This window comes from Gluconacetobacter brunescens, assembly GCF_048695475.1.
Lineage (GTDB): Bacteria > Pseudomonadota > Alphaproteobacteria > Acetobacterales > Acetobacteraceae > Gluconacetobacter.
The window spans coordinates 1216216-1236306 of the sequence record NZ_JBLHEN010000001.1; the positions used below are offsets into that span (position 1 = coordinate 1216216).

The following is a 20091-nucleotide window of genomic DNA, read 5'->3' on the forward strand; positions in this document are numbered from 1 at the left end:
GTCTCCTCTTTCTGGGGGCTTGGTGGGGATGGCGCGTCGCGTGTCATCCCGCTGATCCTCGGGCGATGAAACGCCCTGCCAGCACGACCCGGCGCGTGACCTGATCGGCGTGGTCCAGCCGGTCGAGCAGCATCGTCACGGCAACGCGGCCGATTTCCTCGACCGGCTGCTCGATCACGCTCAACCCGCCGCCGACGAACTCCATCCAGGGCTCATTGTCGAAGCTGGTGACCGCGATATCCGTGGGAATCGTCAGTCCCAGCGCATTGACGGCCCGCAGCACGCTCAACAGCATCACGCCGTTGCTGACGATCAGCGCGCCCGGCCGCCGCGACGCATCGGCGAGCAGGTCGGTGACGATACGCTCGGCCTCCGCGCGCTCATGCGGCACCCGCACGGCATGGGCCGGCAGGCCGAGATCGGCCATGGCGCGCTCGTAGCCGGCGCAGCGCTCGTTCCCGGTGACGGTGGCGGTGCCGAACAGGCCGGTGATGCGGCGGTGCCCGCATTCGTGAAGATGGGCGACGAGCCTGGCCGCCATGGCGCCATTATCGAGCACCACGCTGTCGCACGCGCCGTCCGACGCCGCGCGGTCGATGAGGACGATCGGAAAATCGCTCTGGTACTGGGCGATATTGTCCACGCCATGCCGCGTGGGGGCGAGGATGACGCCGGTGACCCGTTCCTCCTGCATCAATTGCAGATACATCGCCTCCTTGGCCGCATCCTCGTCGGTGTTGCTGAAGATGACGCGCAGGCCGTGTTCATAGGCGATGCCTTCGACCATCCGGGCCACGGCGGTGAAGAACGGGTTGCGGATATCGGCGACGATCAGGCCGATGGTGTTGGTGTGGCGCGAGCGCAGGCGCCGGGCGGCGAGATTGGGCCGGTAGCCCGTCTCGCGCACCGCCGCGACCACCCGGTCGCGCATCGCCGGATCGACGGCGCGACCGGCCAGCACGCGCGAAACCGTTGCCGGCGAGACCGCCGCCACCCGCGCAACATCCTTGATTCCGACACTCATCGAGAAATCGTTCTCTCTCCACATGCCATGTGAAAATGGCCTACACGAGAAGATGCTCTGCCAATGGCATCCTTCTCCCCTCCCTGTCTATTGACAATAGCTGGAGAGAACGTTTTCTCTAACCGAAAAACAAGAACGGAGAGGCGCGCCCCATGCCCCCCATCCCCCCCATCCCCATTGGCCCCGCGGTCGAAACCCTGATCCGGATCGATGCCCGCGCGGCGGACAAGGACGATGCCATTCGCCAGGCCGGGCAGTTGCTCGTGGCCGCCGGCTGCGTGGTTCCCGGTTACGAAGACAGCATGATCCGGCGCGAACAGGTGGCCAACACCTATCTCGGCTCCGGCGTCGCCATTCCGCACGGCACCGGCGAGGATAAGGGGCTGGTGCGCAGCGACGGCATCGTGGTGCTGCAATTCGTCGATGGAATCGAATGGAATCCCGGACAGGTGGCGCATCTGGTGGTCGGCATCGCCGCCGGGTCGGACAGCCATATCGCGATCCTGCGGCGCCTGACGCGCCTGATCCAGAACGAGGCCCGCCTGCGCGAGTTGATTACCACGCGCGACCCGGAGGTGATTGCCGCCGCGCTGCGGGACGAAGCGCCGGCCCCCGCCGCCTCCGGCGCGGCGGAGGACTATCCCGAACGGATCGAATGGATTGTCGATTACCCGGCCGGCCTGCATGCGCGCCCGGCCTCCACATGGTCCGAGACCGCGAAGAGCGCCGGCAGCCCGCTGCGGGTGCGTCATGGCGGGGAAGCCGCCGATCCGCGCAGCCTGGTCGCCCTGCTGCAACTCGGCCTGAAGGCCGGCGATACGGTCGTGATCTCGGCCGCCGGCGGCAATGCGCGCGCGGCGCTGGAACGGTTCCACTGCGTCGTCACGCGCCTGACGGCGCAGGAAAAGGCCGATGCCGCCCGCGCCGCCGAAAAGGCGGAAGCGGCGGCGCGCAAGGGGCCGCTGAAAGGATGGGCGCCGGTCAGTGCGCCGCGCCTGATCTCCGGCGTCGCCGCCAGCCCGGGGCTGGCCATCGGCAGGATCCATATCCTTGCTGCTGCCGAAGCCGACGTTCCGGATGAGCCCGTGGACCTCGTGGCCGGCGGCGCGCTGCTCAATGGCGCGCTGGTGCGCACGCGCGCGCAGATGGCGGGGTTGATCGACGACACGACGCGCCGGCTGGGCGCGGGAGACGCCGCGATCTTCATCGCGCAGGCCGGGTTGCTGGACGATACCGACCTGATCACGCTGACCTGCCAGATCATGGTCGAAGGCCATGGCGTCGCCTGGTCGTGGCATCAGGCGGTGGAGCAGATGGCGGCGAAGCTGTCGTCGCTCGGCAACCCGATGCTGGCGGCGCGGGCGGCGGACCTGCGCGATATCGGGCGCCGGGTGCTGGCGCAGATCGACCCCGACCTGGGCACCGGCACGCTTGGCGACCTGCCGGAGGAACCGTGCATTCTGGTGGCCGGTGACCTGTCGCCCTCCGACACCGCGACCCTGGATATCAGCCGCGTGGCCGGCATCGCGACCGCGCTGGGCGGCCCGACATCGCATAGCGCGATCCTGGCGCGCACGCTGGGCCTGCCCTCGGTCGTGGCGGGCGGCCCCGGATTGCTGGCGCTGCCGCCCGGTGCCACGGCGATTGTCGATGGCGATACCGGGCGCATCTGGTTGGACCCGACGGAGGCCGACCTGGACTCGGCCCGCGCATGGCTGGCCGAACGCGCCCGCCTGCGCGCGGCGGAGGAAGAGAAGCGCGCCAACCCGGCCGAGACGACGGACGGCCATCGCGTGGCCATCGGCGCCAACGTCAACCGGCCCGACCAGGTGGCGTTCTGCCTGTCGCAGGGTGCCGAGGGCGTGGGGCTGATGCGCACCGAGTTCCTGTTCCTCGAACGCGGCGAAACCCCGGGCGAGGACGAGCAATACGCCGTCTATCGCGAGATGATCGAGGCGCTGGACGGCCGCCCGCTGATCGTGCGCACGCTCGATATCGGCGGCGACAAGCAGGTGCCGCATCTGGACCTACCCCATGAGGAGAATCCGTTCCTGGGCGTGCGCGGCGCGCGGCTGCTGCTGCGCCGGCCGGACCTGCTCGACCCGCAATTGCGCGCGCTCTATCGGGCGGCGAAGGCGGGCGGGGAGTTGCTGATCATGTTCCCCATGATCACCTCGGTGCCCGAACTGATCGCGCTGCGGCAGCGGTGCGAGGCCATCCGTGCGGAACTGGACGCGCCAGTTATCCCGGTCGGCATCATGGTCGAAGTGCCGGCGGCGGCGGTGCAGGCGCATATCCTGGCGGAACATGCCGATTTCTTCTCTGTCGGCACCAATGACCTGACGCAGTACACGCTGGCCATCGACCGGCAGAATCCGGAACTGGCCAGCGAGGCCGACAGCCTGCACCCCGCCGTGCTGAACCTGATCGCGCAGACGGTGGAAGGCGCGCGACGCCATGGCCGCTGGGTGGGCGTGTGCGGCGGGCTGGCGGGCGATCCGTTCGGGGCCGCCCTGCTGACGGGGCTGGGTGTCGATGAACTGTCGATGACGCCACGCGACATTCCCGCCGTGAAGGCGCGGATTCGCGGCACCGACCTCGCGGCCCTGCGCGCCCTTGCCGCGCGGGCGCTGGAAGCCGGAACACCCGATGCAGTGCGCGCGCTGGATGGCGCGCCCGATGGAAAGGACGTGTGATGCGCGTAGCCACCGTCACCTTCAACCCGGCGATCGACCAGACGATCACGGTCGATCACCTGGTCCCCGGCGAAGTCCATCGCGCGCGTGCCGTGCGGCAGAATGCGGGCGGCAAGGGCGTGAACGTCGCCAGTTGCCTGGCCGACTGGGGCATCGCGGTCACCGCGTTCGGGCTGCTGGGCAGCGAAAATGCCGCGCTGTTCGAGGCGCTGTGCGCGGAAAAGAAGATCGCCGACCACTTCCTGCGCATTCCCGGCGCCACCCGCGTCAACCTGAAGATCGTGGATGATCGGGACACCACCGACATCAATATGGACGGCGCCGCCGTGGATGCGGCCAACCTCCAGAAACAGATCGAGCAGGTGGAGGCATTCGCCGGCAGCGACAGCCTGATCGTGCTCTCGGGCAGCCTGCCGCCGGGGTGCCCGCCCGGCCTCTATGCCGAGCTGATCGCCCGGCTGCGCCGGAAGGGCGCGCGCGTGCTGCTGGACACCAGCGGCCTGCCGCTGCTGCTGGCGCTCCAGGGCGAGACCCCGCCCAACATCATCAAGCCGAACCTGCGGGAACTGGCGGACTGGGCGGGCGAGCCCGTGGAAACGGCGGAAGACGCGCTGCGCGTCGCGGCCCGGCTGGCGGCGAAAGGGGTGGAACTGGTCGTGGTCTCGATGGGCGCACAGGGGGCGCTGTTCCTGTTCCATTCCGTCGCCATGACCGCACGGTTGCGGGCCGAGGGCGTGACCAGCACGGTCGGCGCGGGCGATGCCATGGTCGCGGGGCTGGTCGCCGCCCTGGCGGACGCGGCGGGGCTGGAAGAGATCGCGCGCCTGTCGACCGCCTTCGCGGTCGGCAAGCTGGGCCTCACGGGGCCTAATCTTCCGGATCGCGACACGATCCGGGCCCTGATGGGGCAAGTGACGATCGCAACAGCCGGACGCGCAGAAGCCGGCGGGGCGGGAGAGACGACATGAAACACATACTGGCCGTGATCCAGGCCGGCGAGGAGAGCGTGACGGGCGTTCTCGCCGGCGAGGCGCTGCGCCGCGCGGGGCGCGAAACCGGGCGCACGCTGGATATCGAGATCCGCACCACGCAGGGAATCCTCAACCCCCTGCCCGACGGCGCGCCGGGCACGAACGACGTGCTGCTGCTGGTCGGCACCAACGCCCCGACCGATGACGCGCTGGCCGCGCGCGCCGACCGCCATCTGACGCTCGAGGCCGTGCTGGCCGATCCGGGCCGGGCTCTTGCGGAACTGGATGGGACGAGCGACGCAGCACCCCCGGACGCGCGCGTGCCCCGCATTGTCGCCGTGACCTCCTGCCCCACCGGCATCGCCCATACCTTCATGGCGGCCGAGGGCTTGCAGGAGGCTGCGCGCCAGTTGGGCTATCCGCTGCGCGTCGAAACCCAGGGCTCGGTCGGCGCGGGCAATCCGCTGACCGACGCGGAGATCGCCGAGGCCGATCTGGTGCTGATCGCGGCCGACCGGGAAGTGGATCGCAGCCGCTTCGGCGGCAAGCGCATCTACGTCACCGGCGCCAAGCCGGCGATTACCGGCGGTGCCGCCGTCATAAAAAAGGCGCTGGCCGAGGCGACGGTGCAGCCGGTGGCCGATGGGGCTTCCGCATCCCGGCCCGCCGGCATGGGCGAACGGGCGGGGCCGTACAAGCATCTGATGACGGGCGTGTCGTTCATGCTGCCCTTCGTCGTATCCGGCGGCCTGCTGATCGCGCTCGCCTTCGCGCTGGGCGGCATCCATGCCAGCGATGCGGCTTCGGCCGGGACGCTGGCCCATACCCTGTTCACCATCGGCTCCAAGGCCGCCTTCGCGCTGATGGTGCCGGCGCTGGCGGGCTATATAGCCTTTTCGGTGGCCGATCGGCCGGGGCTGGCGCCGGGGATGATCGGCGGGCTGCTCGCCGCCAACCTCGATGCCGGCTTTCTCGGCGGGATCGCGGCCGGCTTCATCGCCGGCTATGCGGTGGATGGGCTCAATCGGCTGATCCGCCTGCCGCGCACCCTGCAAGGGTTGAAGCCCATCCTGATCCTGCCGCTGCTGGGCACGCTGATCACCGGCCTGCTGACGGTCTATGCGATCGGCGGGCCGGTCGCCGCCCTGATGGCTTTCCTCACCGACTGGCTGCGCGGCATGCAGGGCTCCAGCGCGCTGCTGCTGGGGCTGATCCTGGGGGCGATGTCGGCCTTCGACATGGGCGGCCCGGTGAACAAGGCGGGCTATGCCTTCTCGGTCGGGCTGGTTGCCAGCGCGGTCTATACGCCCATGGCGGCGACGATGGTGGCCGGGATGGTACCGCCCCTGGCGGCGGCGCTGGCAACGCGGCTGTTCCGCGCCCGTTTCACGACCGAGGAGCGCGAGGCCGGCGCCACGGCGGCGGTGCTGGGGCTGGCTTTCATCACCGAAGGCGCCATTCCCTTCGCCGCCCGCGATCCGCTGCGGATGATCCCCGCCCTGATGGCGGGGTCGGCCACCGCCGGCGCGATCACCATGGTTGCGGGCGTGGAACTGAAGGTGCCGCATGGCGGCATCTTCGTGCTGCCCATTCCGGGCGCCGTCACGCATCTGGGTGCCTATGTGGTGGCGCTGCTGGCCGGCACGGTCGTCAGCGCCGTGCTGATCGGCCTGCTGATGCGCGCGCCCGCGAAGGGCGAAGCGCTGGCATAAAAGAGCCTGACCGAAAATGTGGGCTGGTGAGCGAGAGCGCCGCGTGAGCGGCGCGCCCGGCGTGTGTTTCCGAGCACCGAAGCGGAGCAGCCTTGATGGCCATGAGCATCGGAGCGCAGGAAACGCGCGTCGGATCGCCGCCAGCGTGCATTTTCGGTCAGGCGCCGGCCGCTGATCAGAACGGCTGGCTGGCGCCCGTCATGGTGGCGCGCAGCGATTCGGCGGTGCGCCGCACTTCCGGCCCATGTTCGCGCTCCAGGCGCCGGATGGTGAAATGCGCACGGGCCAGGGCGCGATAATGCGCCAGGAACGCCACGTTGAGCGATGCCCCGCACAGGGCCCCCGCGACCGGCATCATCTGCACCGCCAGCTTGCGCGACAGGCCGAGCCCGTAATGGGACGCGACCTCGGACACCAGCATCACCACCGGCCGGCCGCGCAGCATGGCCCGCGCCGAGAAATAGCCCAGTTCGCTCTCGTCGTCGGACGCCCCGACCGGGAAGGCGCGCAGCGCGAACACTTCCAGGCAGGCGCGCCTGGCATCCTGGGTGGAGAGATCCTCGCCTTCCTCGCGGGCAATGCGCGCGATCTCGCGCATGATGGCCATGGTGGTGAAGGTGACATCGGGCAGCAGGCCGGCCAGCCCGGCAAAGCCGCCGACCGCGCCCGAGACCGTCACCGCCGCCTGAAGCGCCGGCCCCCGCCATGTGGGCGTGACGAGGGGCGCCGAGGCAACCGCCGCCGAGGAGGAAACGGCGGCGGAAGGAGCCGATGAGGACGAGTCGGGAACCGACTGTTCGCCCTTGAGGGGCGTCATGCCGACAATCGCGATATCAAAAGCGCGTGAAATCGCGGTCTCGGCGATTCCCTTCAGCTTGGCCTGCATGGTGGGCGCCATGCCCAGGCCGCGCATGCCCAGCAGCGCCGCCTGCCCCACGGCCCCGCCCATCAGGTCCGCCAGCCGCACCAGCACGCCACGCCCCGATTCGACCTTTTCCAGCGCCCGCTGCAGTTCGGCGATTGCCGGGGCGTCCAGCACCAGTGGGGCGATCTCGCCCCCGGTTTGAATGGTCATTCCCCAACCCTCCTGCCGATCATGCGCCCCCGCCCGCCCGCATGGACGGAACGACGGCCAATAGATGAAGCCCCACCGGTACCGGCGGACGTCGCTTTATCAAGCATATTACCCCTCTCGCAAATTCGCCGTCACGCCGTATATGGTTCGTGACGCAGGGCCGCCATGTCCATGCCGGGAGAGGACGAACCGGTCACAGCCCAGGTACAGTCCGAACGCAAGGAGAACCCCTATGGATGCGAAAAAGGCCCCACGGCCCGCCGTGCGGACAATGCGCCTGAGCCTGCTTTCCTGCACCGGCATGGCCCTCGTGGCGGGCTGGAGCATGGTGACGGCACAAGCCGCCCACGCTGCCCCGCGCCATTCCACCGCCGCGTCAGCACCTGCGACCGGCAGCCTGAGCGCGCCGGTTGCCGCGTCGCTGGAGCCGGTCGATGCCCGCCACGACCCGACCGTCGATCCGGACAATCCCCCGGCCCCGCCGCCGCCCGACGGCTACCAGGTGGTGGAAGACGAGGACGTGACCGCCCAGACCTTCAGCCCGCAGGTCAGCGCGCTCCACGGACCCGGCCTGCCGTCGATCGAAGCCCGCCAGACGCCGCGCGATTCCAGCGACGTGCCCTCGCATTTCAGCGTCTTCGACGTGCCGGTGAAGTTCAACGCCCCGGTGCAGCCGGCCTATAACGCATCCTTTACCTATTCGACCTATGCGGGCCAGCCGGGACGCGGCATCGAAGCCATCGGCGCGGAAGGCGCCGCGGGCGAGCCGTAAAGGCCCGCCTCGGGGCCAAGGGCCGCGGAGATACCCGGAATCGGGCTCAGTTCCCTGCCCAACCGCCCATGCGGCACAGATGCGCCCAATGCGCGTCGGACACCGGCACGACCGAGAGACGCGACTGGCGGACCAGCGCCAGGTCGGCCAGGTCCGGATCGGCCTTGATCGCCGCCAGGGTGACCGGGCGGGGCATCGGCCCCACGGCGCGGACATCGACGCAGACCCAGCCGCCATCGGTGGCCGTGGGGTCGGGATAGGCTTCGCGCACGATCTCGACCACGCCCACGATCTCGCGGCCGATATTCGAATGATAGAAGAAGGCGCGGTCGCCCTTCGCCATCGCCATCAGGTTGCGCTTGGCCTGATGGTTGCGCACGCCCGTCCAGGGCTCGACGCCATGGGCCACCTGCTGGTCCCACGAAAAGGCGTCGGGTTCGGATTTCACAAGCCAGTACGCCATCCGCTATTCCACCAGCGCGCCATCGCGAAAGACCGGGCGGAAGGGGCGGATCACCACGCTTTCGAACACGTCGGCCTTGGCATACGGGTCGCTGGCGGCGAAGCCCTCGGCGGTCGCGCGGTCCGCCACGTCGATCAGCAGCATGCTGCCGCAGGGCCGCCCGTCCGCGCCCATCAGCGGGCCGCCCTGGATGATCCGGTCCTGATAGGCCTGGAGATAGGCCAGATGCTGCGGCCGCGTGGCGAGGCGCGTTTCCAGCGCCCCCGGCTTGTCGGTGCAGATGATGGCGAACAGCATGGAAGTCCCCCTCCGAAAAACGCGGGCCGGGCCGGTATGTGAACAACGCGCCATGGTTCCGGCGCGGGCCGTGCCTTTCTTCGCATGTTCGTGTAGGAACGGAAAGCGAAACGCCCCCGCCGTCGCCAGACGGACGCACAGACAGACAGGAGCCCCCCGCGCGTGGGGAGTACGAGACCGTCTTGAACGCCACACCGAGCCTTGCCGCACGCACGGGCACCTTCTTCCACCGCTACGCCAATCCGGGGCGGTTTCTCCGGCTGGGCGCGCGCCTGCAACCCTGGCTGACCTGGCCCGCCATCGTGCTGTCCCTCGCGGGCATCGTCTGGGGCCTGTTCCTCTCGCCCGCCGACTGGCAGCAGGGAGACAGCGTGCGGATCATGTATGTCCATGTGCCGGCCGCATGGCTGGCATCGTCCGGCTATATGGGGCTGGCGGTCTGTTCGCTGCTGTCGCTGGTCTGGCGCCATCCGCTGGCCGACCTGGCGGCGGTGGAAATCGGGCCGGTCGGGGCCTCGGTCACCGCCATCTGCCTCGCCACCGGTTCGCTGTGGGGCAAGCCGATGTGGGGCACCTGGTGGGTGTGGGACGCACGGCTGACCTCGGTGCTGGTGCTGTTCTTTCTCTATCTGGGCCATATCGCGCTGATCCGCGCCTTCGACGAACCGCAGCGCGGCTATCGCGCCGCCGCGATCCTCGGCCTGGCCGGGGCGGTGGATCTGCCGATCATCAAGTTCAGTGTGCAATGGTGGAACACCCTGCACCAGCCCGACAGCATCACGCTGACCGCGGCGCCCACCATGTCGACCGACATGCTGTGGCCGCTGCTGGTCTGCACCATCGGCTTCACGCTTGGCTTCGCCGCCATCCTGGTCGCGCGCCTGCGTGCCGCCGTGATGGAAAGCCGGGTCCGCACAATGCTGGCCATGCGCCGGGGCCGCACGGAGGCCCATGACGATGCCCAGGATTCGGGCCCGGACCTGAGCGGAGCCGTCGCATGACCCACCTGCCCTATATCGTCGCCGCCTACGGAATGACCATCGGGCTGGCCGTGGTCCTCGGCACCGGCGCGGCGCTGCGCCTGCGCCGCGCCCGCGCGCGGCTGGCGGCGGTCGAACGCCCGTCCCGCGCCGGGCGGGCCGGCGGAGTGTCCGCGCCATGACCCGCAAGAGCCGCCGCCTGTGGCTGGTCGGCGGGTGCCTGATCGGGCTGGGCACCGCCACCGCGCTGACGCTGAGCGCGTTTTCCTCCAACATCGTCTTCTTCATGGCGCCGTCGCAGGTCCATGCCCATCCGCCGGCCGCCGACCGCACCATCCGGCTGGGCGGCATGGTGGTGGCCGGATCGGTGCGCCAGCAGAAGAACGGCGACACACCGACCAACCAGTTCGACGTGACCGACGGCCAGGATGCCGTGACGGTGCATTACGAAGGCATCCTGCCCGACCTGTTCCGCGAGGGGCAGAGCGTGGTGGCGATCGGCAGCGTGCTGGCCGACGGATCGTTCCGCGCCAGCGAAGTGCTGGCCAAGCATGACGAAACCTACATGCCCAAGGAAGTCGCCGAGGCTCTGCGCCGCAGCGGCAAATGGGACCCGCGCTACGGCAAGCCGCCTGACGCCGCGAGCTGGAACAGCATGACCAAAAGCGCCACGAGCCAGGATAAAGCTGCCCCGCAGCATGGAAGCTGACTGAACATGACCCCGGAACTGGGAAATTTCGCCCTCGCGCTGGCCTGCTGCCTGGCCGCCGGGCAGGCGGTGCTGCCGATGGTCGGCGCACAGCGGCGCGACCCGCGCCTGATGGCACTGGCCCCCGCCCTGGCCATCGGGCAGCTTCTGGCGCTGCTCTATTCCTTCGCGTGCCTGGTCCATTCGGCGATCCAGGACGATTTCTCGGTCCAGAACGTCGCGGCCAACAGCGCGGTGGCCAAGCCGCTACTGTACAAGATCACCGGCGTATGGGGCAATCACGAGGGGTCGGTCCTGCTGTGGGCGCTGATCCTGGGCCTGTGCGGCGGCGCGGTGGCTCTGTTCGGCCGCAACCTGCCCTCGGCCCTGCGCGCGCGGGTGATCGCGGTGCTGGGCGGGGTGTCGGCGGGCTTCCAGTTGTTCTGCCTCACCACCTCCAACCCGTTCGACCGGGTGTGGCCGGCGCCGATGGACGGCCAGGGCATGAACCCGCTGTTGCAGGACCCGGGCCTCGCCTTTCATCCGCCCATTCTCTACACCGGCTATGTCGGCTTCGCGGTGCCGTTCGCCTTTGCCGTCGCGGCGCTGATCGAGGGCCGCGTCGATGCCTCCTGGGGCCGCTGGGTGCGTCCGTGGGCGGTCGCGGCGTGGTGCTTCCTGACCTGCGGCATCGCGCTCGGCTCGTGGTGGTCGTATTACGTGCTGGGCTGGGGCGGCTACTGGTTCTGGGACCCGGTGGAAAATGCCTCGCTGATCCCGTGGCTGACCGGTACCGCGCTGGTGCATTCCGCCATCGTCGTGGAAAAGCGCGAGGCGCTGAAGATCTGGACCGTACTGCTGGCCATCGGCACCTTCTCCTTCTCGCTCTCCGGCACCTTCCTGGTGCGTTCGGGCATTCTCAACTCCGTTCATGCGTTCGCCAATGATCCGGCGCGCGGCATCTTCATCCTGGGCCTGCTGGCGCTGGTGATCGGCGGATCGCTGCTGCTGTTCGCCATCCGCGCGCCTTCGCTGACGGCCGGCGGCGTGTTCGCCCCGGTGTCGCGCGAGGGGCTGCTGGTGCTGAACAACATCCTGCTGTGCTCGATCTGCGCTGTGGTGCTGACGGGCACGATGTATCCGCCCTTCATGTCGCTGCTGTTCGGCAAGACGATCTCGGTCGGCAAGCCGTTCTTCGACGCGACGGCGGCACCGATGGCGATTCCGCTGATGGTCTTCATGGGGCTGGGCCCGATGATGCCGTGGAAGCGCGCGCAATTATGGCCGGTGCTGCGCCGGCTGTGGTGGGCCGCGGCGGTGACGATGCTGGCCTTCGCCTTCGTGGCATGGCGGGTGCGTGACGTGCTGCCGATGCTGGCCGCCACCGGCGCCGTCTGGGTCATTGCCAGCAGCATTGCCGACATCGCCGAGCGCATCCGCCTGTTCCGCATCCCGGTGGGGGCGAGCTGGCAGCGTGCCCGCATGCTGCCGCGCGCGGCGCTGGGCGCGGCGCTGGCCCATGCCGGCGTCGGCGTCAGCGTGCTGGGGCTGGCCGCGATGTCGCAGGCCCAGCACCGGATCGTCGAGGTCCATGTGGGCCAGACCGAAATGCTGGCCGGCGATGCGTGGACGCTGACCGACGTTCGCGCGGCACCCGGCCCGAACTACACCGCGCTGGTCGCCACGATCGAGGTTCGGCATGACGGGCGGCTGGTCACGGTGCTGCACCCGGCCAAGCGCACGTTCGCCAGCCAGAGCCAGACGACGACGGAGGTGGCCATTCATACCAACCTGATGTCCGACCTGTATGGCGTGCTGGGCGACCGGCACGAGAATGGCGGGGAGACGACCTACGTGCTGCGCCTGCATTACAATCCGCTGGCGCCATGGATGTGGCTGGGCGGGCTGATCATGGCCCTGGGCGGCGTGCTTTCCCTGTCCGACCGGCGCATGCGCGTGGGCGCGCCGCGCCGCGCCGCGAGCGCCGGGCTGGTGGCGACGTCATGAGCGACAAGACATCCCAGCCGGACCTCACGCGCCGGCGCCTGCTGATGGCAGCACCGCTGGTGGTGGCGGGGGGCGCGGGCATTGCGTTCTGGCAGATGCTGTCGGGCATGCGCCGGGGCTCGTTCGACCCGCATGACATCCAGGCCCCGGCGCTGAACCGCCCGGTGCCGGACTTCGCCCTGCCCGACCAGTCGCCCGGCCAGGGGTTCGGGGCCGCCGACCTGCGGGCGCTGAAGGTGCCGGTGCTGGTCAATTTCTTCGCCTCCTGGTGCATCCCCTGCGTCGCCGAGATGCCGCAGCTCAACACGCTGAAGGACGGGCTGCCGATCTGGGGCATCGCCTACAAGGACAAGCCGGCCGACGCGCTGGGCTTCGTGCGCCGCGCGGGCAATCCCTATGCCCGCATCGCCAGCGACCTTTCGGGCATGACGGCGATCGACTGGGGCGTGTCGGGCGTGCCGGAATCGTTCCTGATCGGGCCGGGCGGTATCATAAGATGGCATTCCGCCGCCGCACTGGACGAGGCCACCATGCACGACATCCTGCTGCCCCTGGCCGCGAGCCTGCGGACATGAGGACTGCGATGCGCCGGCTGGCCCTCGTGCTGGCGACCGTGCTGACGGTGGCGATCGGCCTCTCGCCGCTGGCCGCCGTGGCGGTGGACGATCCGTCGGAAATGCTGCCCGACCCCCATCAGGAAGCCCGCGCCCAGGCCATCGGGTCGCAACTGCGCTGCCTAGTCTGCCAGAACGAATCGATCGAGGACAGCAGCGCCGGCCTGGCGCGCGACCTGCGCCATGTGGTGCGCGAGCATGTCGCCAAGGGAGAGTCCGATCGCCAGATCATGGACTGGATGGTCGGCCGCTACGGCAATTTCATCCGCCTGAGCCCGCCGCTGACCACCGGCACGGTCCTGTTGTGGCTGATGCCGGTCCTTGCCCTGCTGGTCGGCGGTCTTGTCGCCTTCCTGTCCTTCCGCCGCGCCCGTGGCTCCGGCCCCGCGCCGCTGAGCGACGACGAACGCACGCGCCTGACCGACCTGACCTGACCGCGCTGAGATAATGATGATCTGGATTGGCATTTTCCTGCTCAGCGCCATTGTGCTGCTGCCTTCTCTCCTGGCCTTCCGCCGCACCACCCGCCTGCGGGACGAACGGGAATCGGCCCTCGTCCTGCTGCGCGCGCAGCTTGCCGAACTGGACCGCGACCGGGAGTGCGGCCTGATCGCCGACAGCGAGCATGAGGGCGCGCGGCTGGAAATCCAGCGCCGGCTGCTGGCGTCGGACGCCGCGCCGATGCGGGGTATCGGCCGCGCCATCACCACCCCGGTCGTGCTGGTGTGCCTGCTGCTGCTGCCCGTCAGCGCGACGGGGCTGTATCTGCTGTGCGGCCATCCGTCGCTGCCCGCGCAGCCCCTCGCGCCGCGCCTGCTGGCGCAGAAGGCGCAGGACAAGCGCGATGACGGGCTGCTGGCGGAACTGCGCGCCGGACTGGCGCGGATGTCGCCGGACGATCCCAATCGCTTCCGGGGCTTCCTGCTGCTGGGCCAGGCCGAGGCCGCGCGCGACCATTACGCGGCGGCGGCCGAGGCCTGGCGCCAGGCCACCGCGATCCAGTTCGTGCCCGAAATCGCCGCCCGCGCCGCCGAGGCCCAGACCCTGGCCGACGGCAGGGTAACGCCGGAAAGCGCCGCCCTGTTCCGCCGCGCGCTCGATGCCGCCCCGGCCGACGCGCCCTGGCGCATGGCCGCCCAGCAGCGGATCGCCGAGTCCGAGCATCAATAGACCCAGCGGCGACCTGAAGGGCCCCTCATGATCGAACCCATCGCCGGCACCGTCGAGCAATGTCCGTTCTGCCACAAGACGATTCGCGGAACGGCGGAAATCTGCCCCCATTGCGGCGCCGAGCGGCGCTTCGGCCCGACCCTGCGCGAAAGCCTGCTCACCTTCGCGGTCGGGGTGACGGCCGGCCCGATCTTCATGCTGCTGATCGGCGCCGGGCTGCAACTGGCCGCCCTGGCGGCGGCGATCGGTGGGCTGATCGGCTTTTTCATCGCCCATTCCCGCCATGCCGGCGATCGCTGGATGAAGCCGCCCGACAAACCCTGACTGATCACACGGCCGTTTCTTGCCCATGGCCGAAAGTCGGGCCAAGCTGGCGCCATGACCAGCACCGATACCGAAAACGAAGCGCCCTCGCCCGCCACGCCGGCCACCGACGCGCCCGCGGCTGCGACCACCACGTCCGACGCCAAGGAATATGGCGGCCCCAAGGAAAAGCAGCCCACGCGCTATGGCGACTGGACCGTCAAAGGCCGCTGCATCGACTTCTAGAACATTGCCACCGAACACAGGTTCGGTGACAATGCTCTAGTTTATTGTTTTTACGAGCATCTTCACCTGTTCGAACCCACACGTTCAAACAGGATCTGCTCTCGAAGCCAGGCGATCCGCCTGCAGGACCTACAGGCTGCCCTGTTCCTGCATGCGGCCGAAGCGTGCGCGGGAGGTCTGGCGGTGGCCCGGCGGCCTGACCTCGCAGGAGATCAGGTAGATCCCGGCGACGAAGATGATATTGGCCAGCGAATTGAACCACAGCGCGATCTCGAAATGCGGCGGCGCCGTCGCACCCTGATAGAGCGCATAGATCGCAAACGGGATCGAGAGCGGCCGCATGCCCGCCAGCATCACCCGCAGCGGGTTCATATGGCCGGGCCGGACCATCGGCCGCACCCGGTTGATGCCCACATAGAAGGCGAGGCCGAGGCACCAGACCAGCACATTGAACATCGCGTCGCTGAGCGACATGTGCCCGATCACGATCATCGCGATGATCGACGCCGCCGACAGCATGATGGCGCCGAGCTGGAAGCTCATCCCCACCGCCATCGCCGGCACCCGCTCGGGCAGGCGATCGGCGAATGGCTGGAACACGCGGTCCAGCAGCCAGACGTCGAACTGATTGATGCGATCACCAAAAGACATGCGGATCTTGTATCAAGCTCACCTCACCGCCGCATCCCCGAAATGCGCAATGATGGCGCGCCGACGCGCGTTTCCCTGACGTCGATACCCGGCCAGCGGGCTCAAACGGCGGGCAACGCCTCCGACGACGCCATTTCGGCGCGTGCCTGAAGCGCGCGGCGCAGCAGGCACAGCACGCCCGGCACGCAATTGCCGCACTGCGCCCGGCATCCGCGCGACGCATAGATCTCGCGCGGGCGGGTCGCCCCGCCATCCACCGCGCGTTCCACATCATGGTCGGTCAGCATATTGCAAGAACAGACAAACATCTGGCGTCTCATCTCCGTGCCCCTCCCTTCAAGCACGGATGATAATGGTTCGCAATAGCATTCTCATTTGAGAATCGCATATGAGCTCCACGCCCGTCGCGGATGTCGCCCCCTGCTTCCTACCCGCAGGCGTTAGCCGGCGCCGTAGACCGCATCCCGCACCGCGTCGGGATAGGCGCCCGCCATGCCGCCCAGCGCGGTATTGCTGATCATCACGATCGACACGCCGCGCACCGGATCGGCGATCCATTGATGGCCATAGACGCCGCCCCAGGTGAAAGCGCCCCGCGAAACCGGAGTCCGCGCCCGTGCGGGGTCTTCGACCACCGCCGCCCCGATCGCGAAGCCCATGCCGGCATTCATCGGGCCCATCGACAGGTCGCCGATCGCATTCCGCCCGAACAGCGCGGCACTTTCCGGCGCAAGGATCGGGCCGCCGCCGCTGCATAGCGCCTCGACAAAGGTCAGGAATTCCTCGGCGGTGCCGACCATCCCGGCGCCGCCCGACGGATAGGAGGCCGGGTCCAGCACCCGGTCGGGCGCGAACACGATCTCGCTGACCTTGCCGCCGCCCAACTGGCGCGGCATCACATAGCGCGCGCCCATCGCCACCGGAGCCGGTCGCCCGTCGGCGTAAGGCGGGCAGAGTGCGGCGGAATCGGACACCGCGAAGCCGGTGCGGGTCCAGCCCAGCTTCGCGCCGACATGGCGCTGTACCAGATCCGGCAGCATGGCATCGCCCGCGCGTTCCAGCACGCCGCCCATCACATCCAGCGCCAGCGAGTAGGCCCAGCCGTCGCCGGGCGCGAACAGCAGCGGCACCGAGGCCAGGCGGGCCAGATTCTCGTCCAGCGCCATGCCGGGTTCGGCAATGCCGTCGGAGATTCCGGCTCTTGCGTAGGGGTTGTCGTCACGCGGAAAGGCGAAGCCGTAGGACAGGCCGGCCGTATGCGTCAGCAGATGCCGCAGCCTGATCGTCGGCACCGATCCATCGGCGCAGGCGGGGCGAAAATCGGGGAGGAAGCGCGTGACCGGGTCTTCCAGCGAGAGCGCGCCCTGCTCCGCCAGCGCCAGGGCCACCGCCGTCACCACCGGCTTGGTCAGCGAGGCCAGGCGCACCTGGGTATCCGGCCGCATCGGCACGTCCGCCTCGCGATTCGCCAGCCCGGCGGCGCGCCGCACCATCACCTGGCCGTCCACCGACACCAGCACCGTGGCGCCCACCAGCCGTCCGCGCGCCACCGCCGCGTCCATCACCTGGCCGACCCGTTCGTCCATTCCCGCAACCGGCATGGCTTCGCTCATCGCATCCTCCCTTTTCCGTCGCGTTTGCCTGCATGGCCGTCCCCCGGTTTTCACCGTGGTGTCCGGCGTCTACGCTGCCTGGATCAGCAGGAGTACCAGCGAATCATGACAGCGCGACTGGCCACCACCGCATTAAGCCTTTCCCTGGCCCTTCTGGCCATGCCCATGCCACAGGCTGCCCGGGCCGACGCACCGTCTCCCCGACCACTGGCAACCGTCGCCGACACTGCCGTTCGCGCCACCCTGCCGAACGGCCTGCGCGTGGTGGTGGTGCGCGACCGTCTGGCCCCGGTGGTGACGACCGAAGTCAATTATCTGGTCGGTTCCAGCGAGGCACCGAAAGGCTTTCCCGGCACTGCCCACGCGCTGGAGCACATGATGTTCCGTGGCAGCGCCGGACTGGACAAGGACCAGCTTTCCGCCATCGGTGCCCGGCTGGGCGGCAGCTACAATGCCGACACCACCGAGAACGTCACCCAGTATTTCTACACCGCCCCGGCGGAAGACCTGGACGTGATGCTGCGCATCGAGGCGCTGCGCATGCGCGGGCTGACCCTGGCCGCCGCCGACTGGGAGAAGGAGCGCGGCGCGATCGAGCAGGAGGTGGCGCGCGACCTGTCCAGCCCCAGCTACCAGTATCTGACCCGCCTGCAATCCATCCTGTTCGCCGGCACGCCCTACGAGCACGATGCGCTGGGCACCCGCCCCTCGTTCGACAAGACCGATGCCGCCCTGCTGCGCCGCTTCTATGATGCGTGGTACGCGCCCAACAACGCCATCCTCGTCATTGCCGGCGATGTGGACCCCGACCATGCGATCGAACGGGTGAAGGCGATCTTCGGCGACATCCCGCGCCGCGCGCTGCCCGAGCGCTCGCCCGTGCAGCCGGGACCGGTCACGGGGCAGACGCTGCATTTCCCCACCGATTATCCCGTGGGCCTCGCCACCGTCGCGTGGCGCATGCCCGGCCTGCGGTCGAAGGATTACGCAACCGCGCAGATCCTGGCCGATGTACTGACCAGCCAGCGCGGTGCGCTGTATGACCTCGTGCCCTCCGGCAAGGCGCTGTTCGCCGGCTTCGAATTCGCGCCCAAGGCCAATGCCGGCATCGGCATCGCGGTGGCGGCCTATCCCCGCACCCAGGACCCCGCGCCCCTGCTGGCCGAGATCAACGGCATCATCGCCGCCATCCGCGACAAGGGCGTACCGCCCGATCTGGTCGAGGCCGCACGGCGCAAGGAACTGGCGCAACTGGGCTTCTCGGCCAACAGCATCAGCGGACTTGCCGAGACCTGGTCGCAGGCGCTGGCCGTCATGGGGCTGGACTCGCCCGATGCGCTGGGCACCGCGCTGAAGGCGGTTACGGTGGAGGACGTCAATCGCCTGGCCAAACAGATCCTGGACCCGCATCAGGCCGTCACCGCCCTGCTGACGCCCGAGGATTCCGGCCATCCTGTCGCCGGCAAGGGCTTCGGCGGCTCGGAATCCTTCGCCACGCCGCCCGACCATCCGGTGGCCCTGCCCGACTGGGCGCATGATGCCCTCTCGACCGTCAACCTGCCGCCACCGGTCGGGCTGCCCAGCGTCTTTACCTATGCCAACGGGCTGCGGCTGATCGTCCATCCGGCGCATGTCAGCCACACCGTCTCGGTCTATGGCGAGATCCGCCAGAACGCGAACATGCAGGAGCCGAAAGGCCAGGACGGCATCGCCGCGATCACCGAGGATCTGTTCAGCTACGGCAGCCAGTCGCTGGACCGGCTGGCCTTCCAGAAGGCGCTGGACGACATCGCCGCCACCGAGAGCGCCGGCCCCGGCTTCAGCGTGTCGGTGCTGACGCCCGATTTCGAAAAAGCCACGCGCCTGCTGGCCGATAACGAAATGCACCCAGCCCTGCCCGACCGCGCGTTCCAGGTGGTGCGCATGCAGACGGCCCAATCCTATGCCGGGCTGCTGACCTCGCCGAACTACCTGTTCGGCCGCGCGGTGAAGGCGGCGGTCTCGCCGGCCGGCGACCCCACGCTGCGCCAGCCCGATCCGCAAAAGATCATGACGCTGAAACAGGCCGACGTGCAGGCTTTCTATGCCAGCGCCTACCGCCCCGACCTGACCACCATCGTCGTGGTCGGCGACGTCACCCCCGAACAGGCGCATGACGTGATCGGCCGCACCTTCGGTGCCTGGACCCGCCCCACCAGCCCGACGCCCTCGGTCGACCTGCCGCCCCGCCCCGACAGCCGGGCCTCGCGCACCCAGGTGCCCGACCGCACCAGCGTGCAGGATTCCGCGATCCTTGCCGAAAGCCTGGGCCTGACCGCCGCCCACCCGGACCATTTCGCGCTGACGGTCGGCAACGAGATCCTGGGGGACGGCTTCTCGTCACGGCTCTATCGCGACCTGCGCGTGCGCACAGGTTACGTCTATTCCGTCAGCAGCAATTTCTCCTGGTCGCGCCATCGCGGCGGCTACAGCATCAGCTTCGGCGCCGACCCCGACAAGGTGGGCCGCGCGCGCGACGCCGCCCTGCACGATGTCCAGGCCTTGCAGGACGAAAAGGTGACCGACGCCGAACTGACGCTGGCCAAGGCCTCGCTGCTACGCGGCCTGCCGCTGGCCCGCGCCAGCCTGGATTCGATCGCGGCGCAGGATCTGCACCTGATCGAACTGGGCCTGCCGCTGGACACGCCCGACCGCGCGGCCCACGCCTATTACGACATGACCGCCACCGCCGTGCAGACCGCTTTCCGGACCTGGGTGCGCCCGCATGACATGGCGGAAATCGTCAAGGGCCCGACGCCGACGCCGTGAA

Annotated in this window: 21 protein-coding genes; 14 read left to right on the forward strand and 7 right to left on the reverse strand. The window is 69.1% G+C overall.

What is annotated here, in order from left to right; translation table 11 throughout:
• Positions 1-43 precede the first annotated feature (43 nt).
• Complete coding sequence (locus ACMAUO_RS05350) at positions 44-1024, reverse strand: LacI family DNA-binding transcriptional regulator (RefSeq protein ID WP_420355909.1); 981 nt, start codon at positions 1022-1024, stop codon at positions 44-46.
• A 152-nt stretch (positions 1025-1176) separates the two neighbouring features.
• On the opposite strand from ACMAUO_RS05350, the gene ptsP reads away from it, so the two are divergent.
• The 3 genes from ptsP to ACMAUO_RS05365 are packed head-to-tail and all read left to right on the forward strand — an operon-like array spanning position 1177 to position 6403.
• Positions 1177-3720 carry a phosphoenolpyruvate--protein phosphotransferase gene (ptsP, locus tag ACMAUO_RS05355; protein WP_420355910.1) on the forward strand — a complete coding sequence of 848 codons (2544 nt, stop codon included), beginning with the start codon at positions 1177-1179 and terminating at the stop codon, positions 3718-3720.
• Entirely contained in the window at positions 3720-4688 is a 969-nt protein-coding gene (gene pfkB, locus ACMAUO_RS05360; RefSeq protein ID WP_420357206.1) for a 1-phosphofructokinase, read from the forward strand. Before ptsP ends, pfkB begins: the two co-directional genes overlap by 1 nt.
• Positions 4685-6403 carry a PTS fructose transporter subunit IIC gene (locus ACMAUO_RS05365; protein ID WP_420355911.1) on the forward strand — a complete coding sequence of 573 codons (1719 nt, stop codon included), beginning with the start codon at positions 4685-4687 and terminating at the stop codon, positions 6401-6403. Before pfkB ends, ACMAUO_RS05365 begins: the two co-directional genes overlap by 4 nt.
• Before the next feature lie 175 nt (positions 6404-6578).
• On the opposite strand, the gene ACMAUO_RS05370 is transcribed toward ACMAUO_RS05365, so the two are convergent.
• Complete coding sequence (locus tag ACMAUO_RS05370; protein WP_420355912.1) at positions 6579-7478, reverse strand: EcsC family protein; 900 nt, start codon at positions 7476-7478, stop codon at positions 6579-6581.
• A 232-nt stretch (positions 7479-7710) separates the two neighbouring features.
• Here ACMAUO_RS05370 and ACMAUO_RS05375 point away from each other — a divergent pair, with 232 nt between their 5' ends.
• On the forward strand, positions 7711-8250 hold the full coding sequence (locus tag ACMAUO_RS05375) for a hypothetical protein (protein ID WP_420355913.1): 540 nt from the start codon (positions 7711-7713) through the stop codon (positions 8248-8250).
• Between the two features lie 46 nt (positions 8251-8296).
• Here ACMAUO_RS05375 and ACMAUO_RS05380 read toward each other — a convergent pair whose 3' ends face one another.
• Positions 8297-8713, reverse strand: a complete 417-nt coding sequence (locus tag ACMAUO_RS05380; RefSeq protein ID WP_420355914.1) for an EVE domain-containing protein — start codon at positions 8711-8713, stop codon at positions 8297-8299.
• Positions 8714-8716: 3 nt separating this feature from the next.
• Positions 8717-9010: a YciI family protein gene (locus tag ACMAUO_RS05385; protein WP_114727460.1), complete on the reverse strand. Its 294-nt coding sequence runs from the start codon at positions 9008-9010 to the stop codon at positions 8717-8719.
• A gap of 182 nt (positions 9011-9192) precedes the next feature.
• On the opposite strand from ACMAUO_RS05385, the gene ACMAUO_RS05390 reads away from it, so the two are divergent.
• From ACMAUO_RS05390 to ACMAUO_RS05430, 9 genes are read left to right on the forward strand one after another with little or no spacing between them, the layout of a single operon-like run.
• Positions 9193-10011, forward strand: coding sequence for a heme ABC transporter permease (locus tag ACMAUO_RS05390; RefSeq protein WP_420355915.1), 819 nt, complete (start codon positions 9193-9195; stop codon positions 10009-10011).
• Entirely contained in the window at positions 10008-10172 is a 165-nt protein-coding gene (locus ACMAUO_RS05395) for a hypothetical protein (RefSeq protein WP_420355916.1), read from the forward strand. Before ACMAUO_RS05390 ends, ACMAUO_RS05395 begins: the two co-directional genes overlap by 4 nt.
• The gene (ccmE, locus tag ACMAUO_RS05400; RefSeq protein ID WP_420355917.1) at positions 10169-10699 is read left to right on the forward strand and encodes a cytochrome c maturation protein CcmE; all 531 of its coding nucleotides are present in this window, start codon (positions 10169-10171) and stop codon (positions 10697-10699) included. Before ACMAUO_RS05395 ends, ccmE begins: the two co-directional genes overlap by 4 nt.
• Before the next feature lie 6 nt (positions 10700-10705).
• On the forward strand, positions 10706-12685 hold the full coding sequence (locus ACMAUO_RS05405; RefSeq protein ID WP_420355918.1) for a heme lyase CcmF/NrfE family subunit: 1980 nt from the start codon (positions 10706-10708) through the stop codon (positions 12683-12685).
• Positions 12682-13260 carry a redoxin domain-containing protein gene (locus ACMAUO_RS05410; RefSeq protein ID WP_420355919.1) on the forward strand — a complete coding sequence of 193 codons (579 nt, stop codon included), beginning with the start codon at positions 12682-12684 and terminating at the stop codon, positions 13258-13260. The genes ACMAUO_RS05405 and ACMAUO_RS05410 overlap by 4 nt, the downstream gene beginning before the upstream one ends.
• Positions 13257-13733: a cytochrome c-type biogenesis protein gene (locus ACMAUO_RS05415; RefSeq protein WP_420355920.1), complete on the forward strand. Its 477-nt coding sequence runs from the start codon at positions 13257-13259 to the stop codon at positions 13731-13733. The genes ACMAUO_RS05410 and ACMAUO_RS05415 overlap by 4 nt, the downstream gene beginning before the upstream one ends.
• A 16-nt stretch (positions 13734-13749) precedes the next feature.
• A complete protein-coding gene (gene ccmI, locus ACMAUO_RS05420) occupies positions 13750-14469 on the forward strand; it encodes a c-type cytochrome biogenesis protein CcmI (protein WP_420357207.1) in 720 nt (239 codons plus the stop codon).
• A gap of 27 nt (positions 14470-14496) precedes the next feature.
• On the forward strand, positions 14497-14793 hold the full coding sequence (locus ACMAUO_RS05425) for a hypothetical protein (protein ID WP_420355921.1): 297 nt from the start codon (positions 14497-14499) through the stop codon (positions 14791-14793).
• A 54-nt stretch (positions 14794-14847) separates the two neighbouring features.
• Positions 14848-15018 (forward strand): DUF1674 domain-containing protein, encoded by a 171-nt coding sequence (locus ACMAUO_RS05430; RefSeq protein ID WP_420355922.1) that lies wholly within the window; start codon positions 14848-14850, stop codon positions 15016-15018.
• A 129-nt stretch (positions 15019-15147) separates the two neighbouring features.
• On the opposite strand, the gene ACMAUO_RS05435 is transcribed toward ACMAUO_RS05430, so the two are convergent.
• The 3 genes from ACMAUO_RS05435 to ACMAUO_RS05445 all read right to left on the reverse strand — a co-directional run bounded on the left by ACMAUO_RS05435 (position 15148) and on the right by ACMAUO_RS05445 (position 17282).
• Positions 15148-15669, reverse strand: coding sequence for a hypothetical protein (locus ACMAUO_RS05435; protein ID WP_420355924.1), 522 nt, complete (start codon positions 15667-15669; stop codon positions 15148-15150).
• 101 nt (positions 15670-15770) lie between these two features.
• Positions 15771-15977 carry a (2Fe-2S)-binding protein gene (locus ACMAUO_RS05440; RefSeq protein ID WP_420355925.1) on the reverse strand — a complete coding sequence of 69 codons (207 nt, stop codon included), beginning with the start codon at positions 15975-15977 and terminating at the stop codon, positions 15771-15773.
• Positions 15978-16109: 132 nt separating this feature from the next.
• Entirely contained in the window at positions 16110-17282 is a 1173-nt protein-coding gene (locus ACMAUO_RS05445; protein ID WP_420355926.1) for a serine hydrolase domain-containing protein, read from the reverse strand.
• A gap of 105 nt (positions 17283-17387) precedes the next feature.
• Here ACMAUO_RS05445 and ACMAUO_RS05450 point away from each other — a divergent pair, with 105 nt between their 5' ends.
• A complete protein-coding gene (locus tag ACMAUO_RS05450; protein ID WP_420355927.1) occupies positions 17388-20090 on the forward strand; it encodes a M16 family metallopeptidase in 2703 nt (900 codons plus the stop codon).
• The last annotated feature ends 1 nt before the right edge of the window (position 20091 follow it).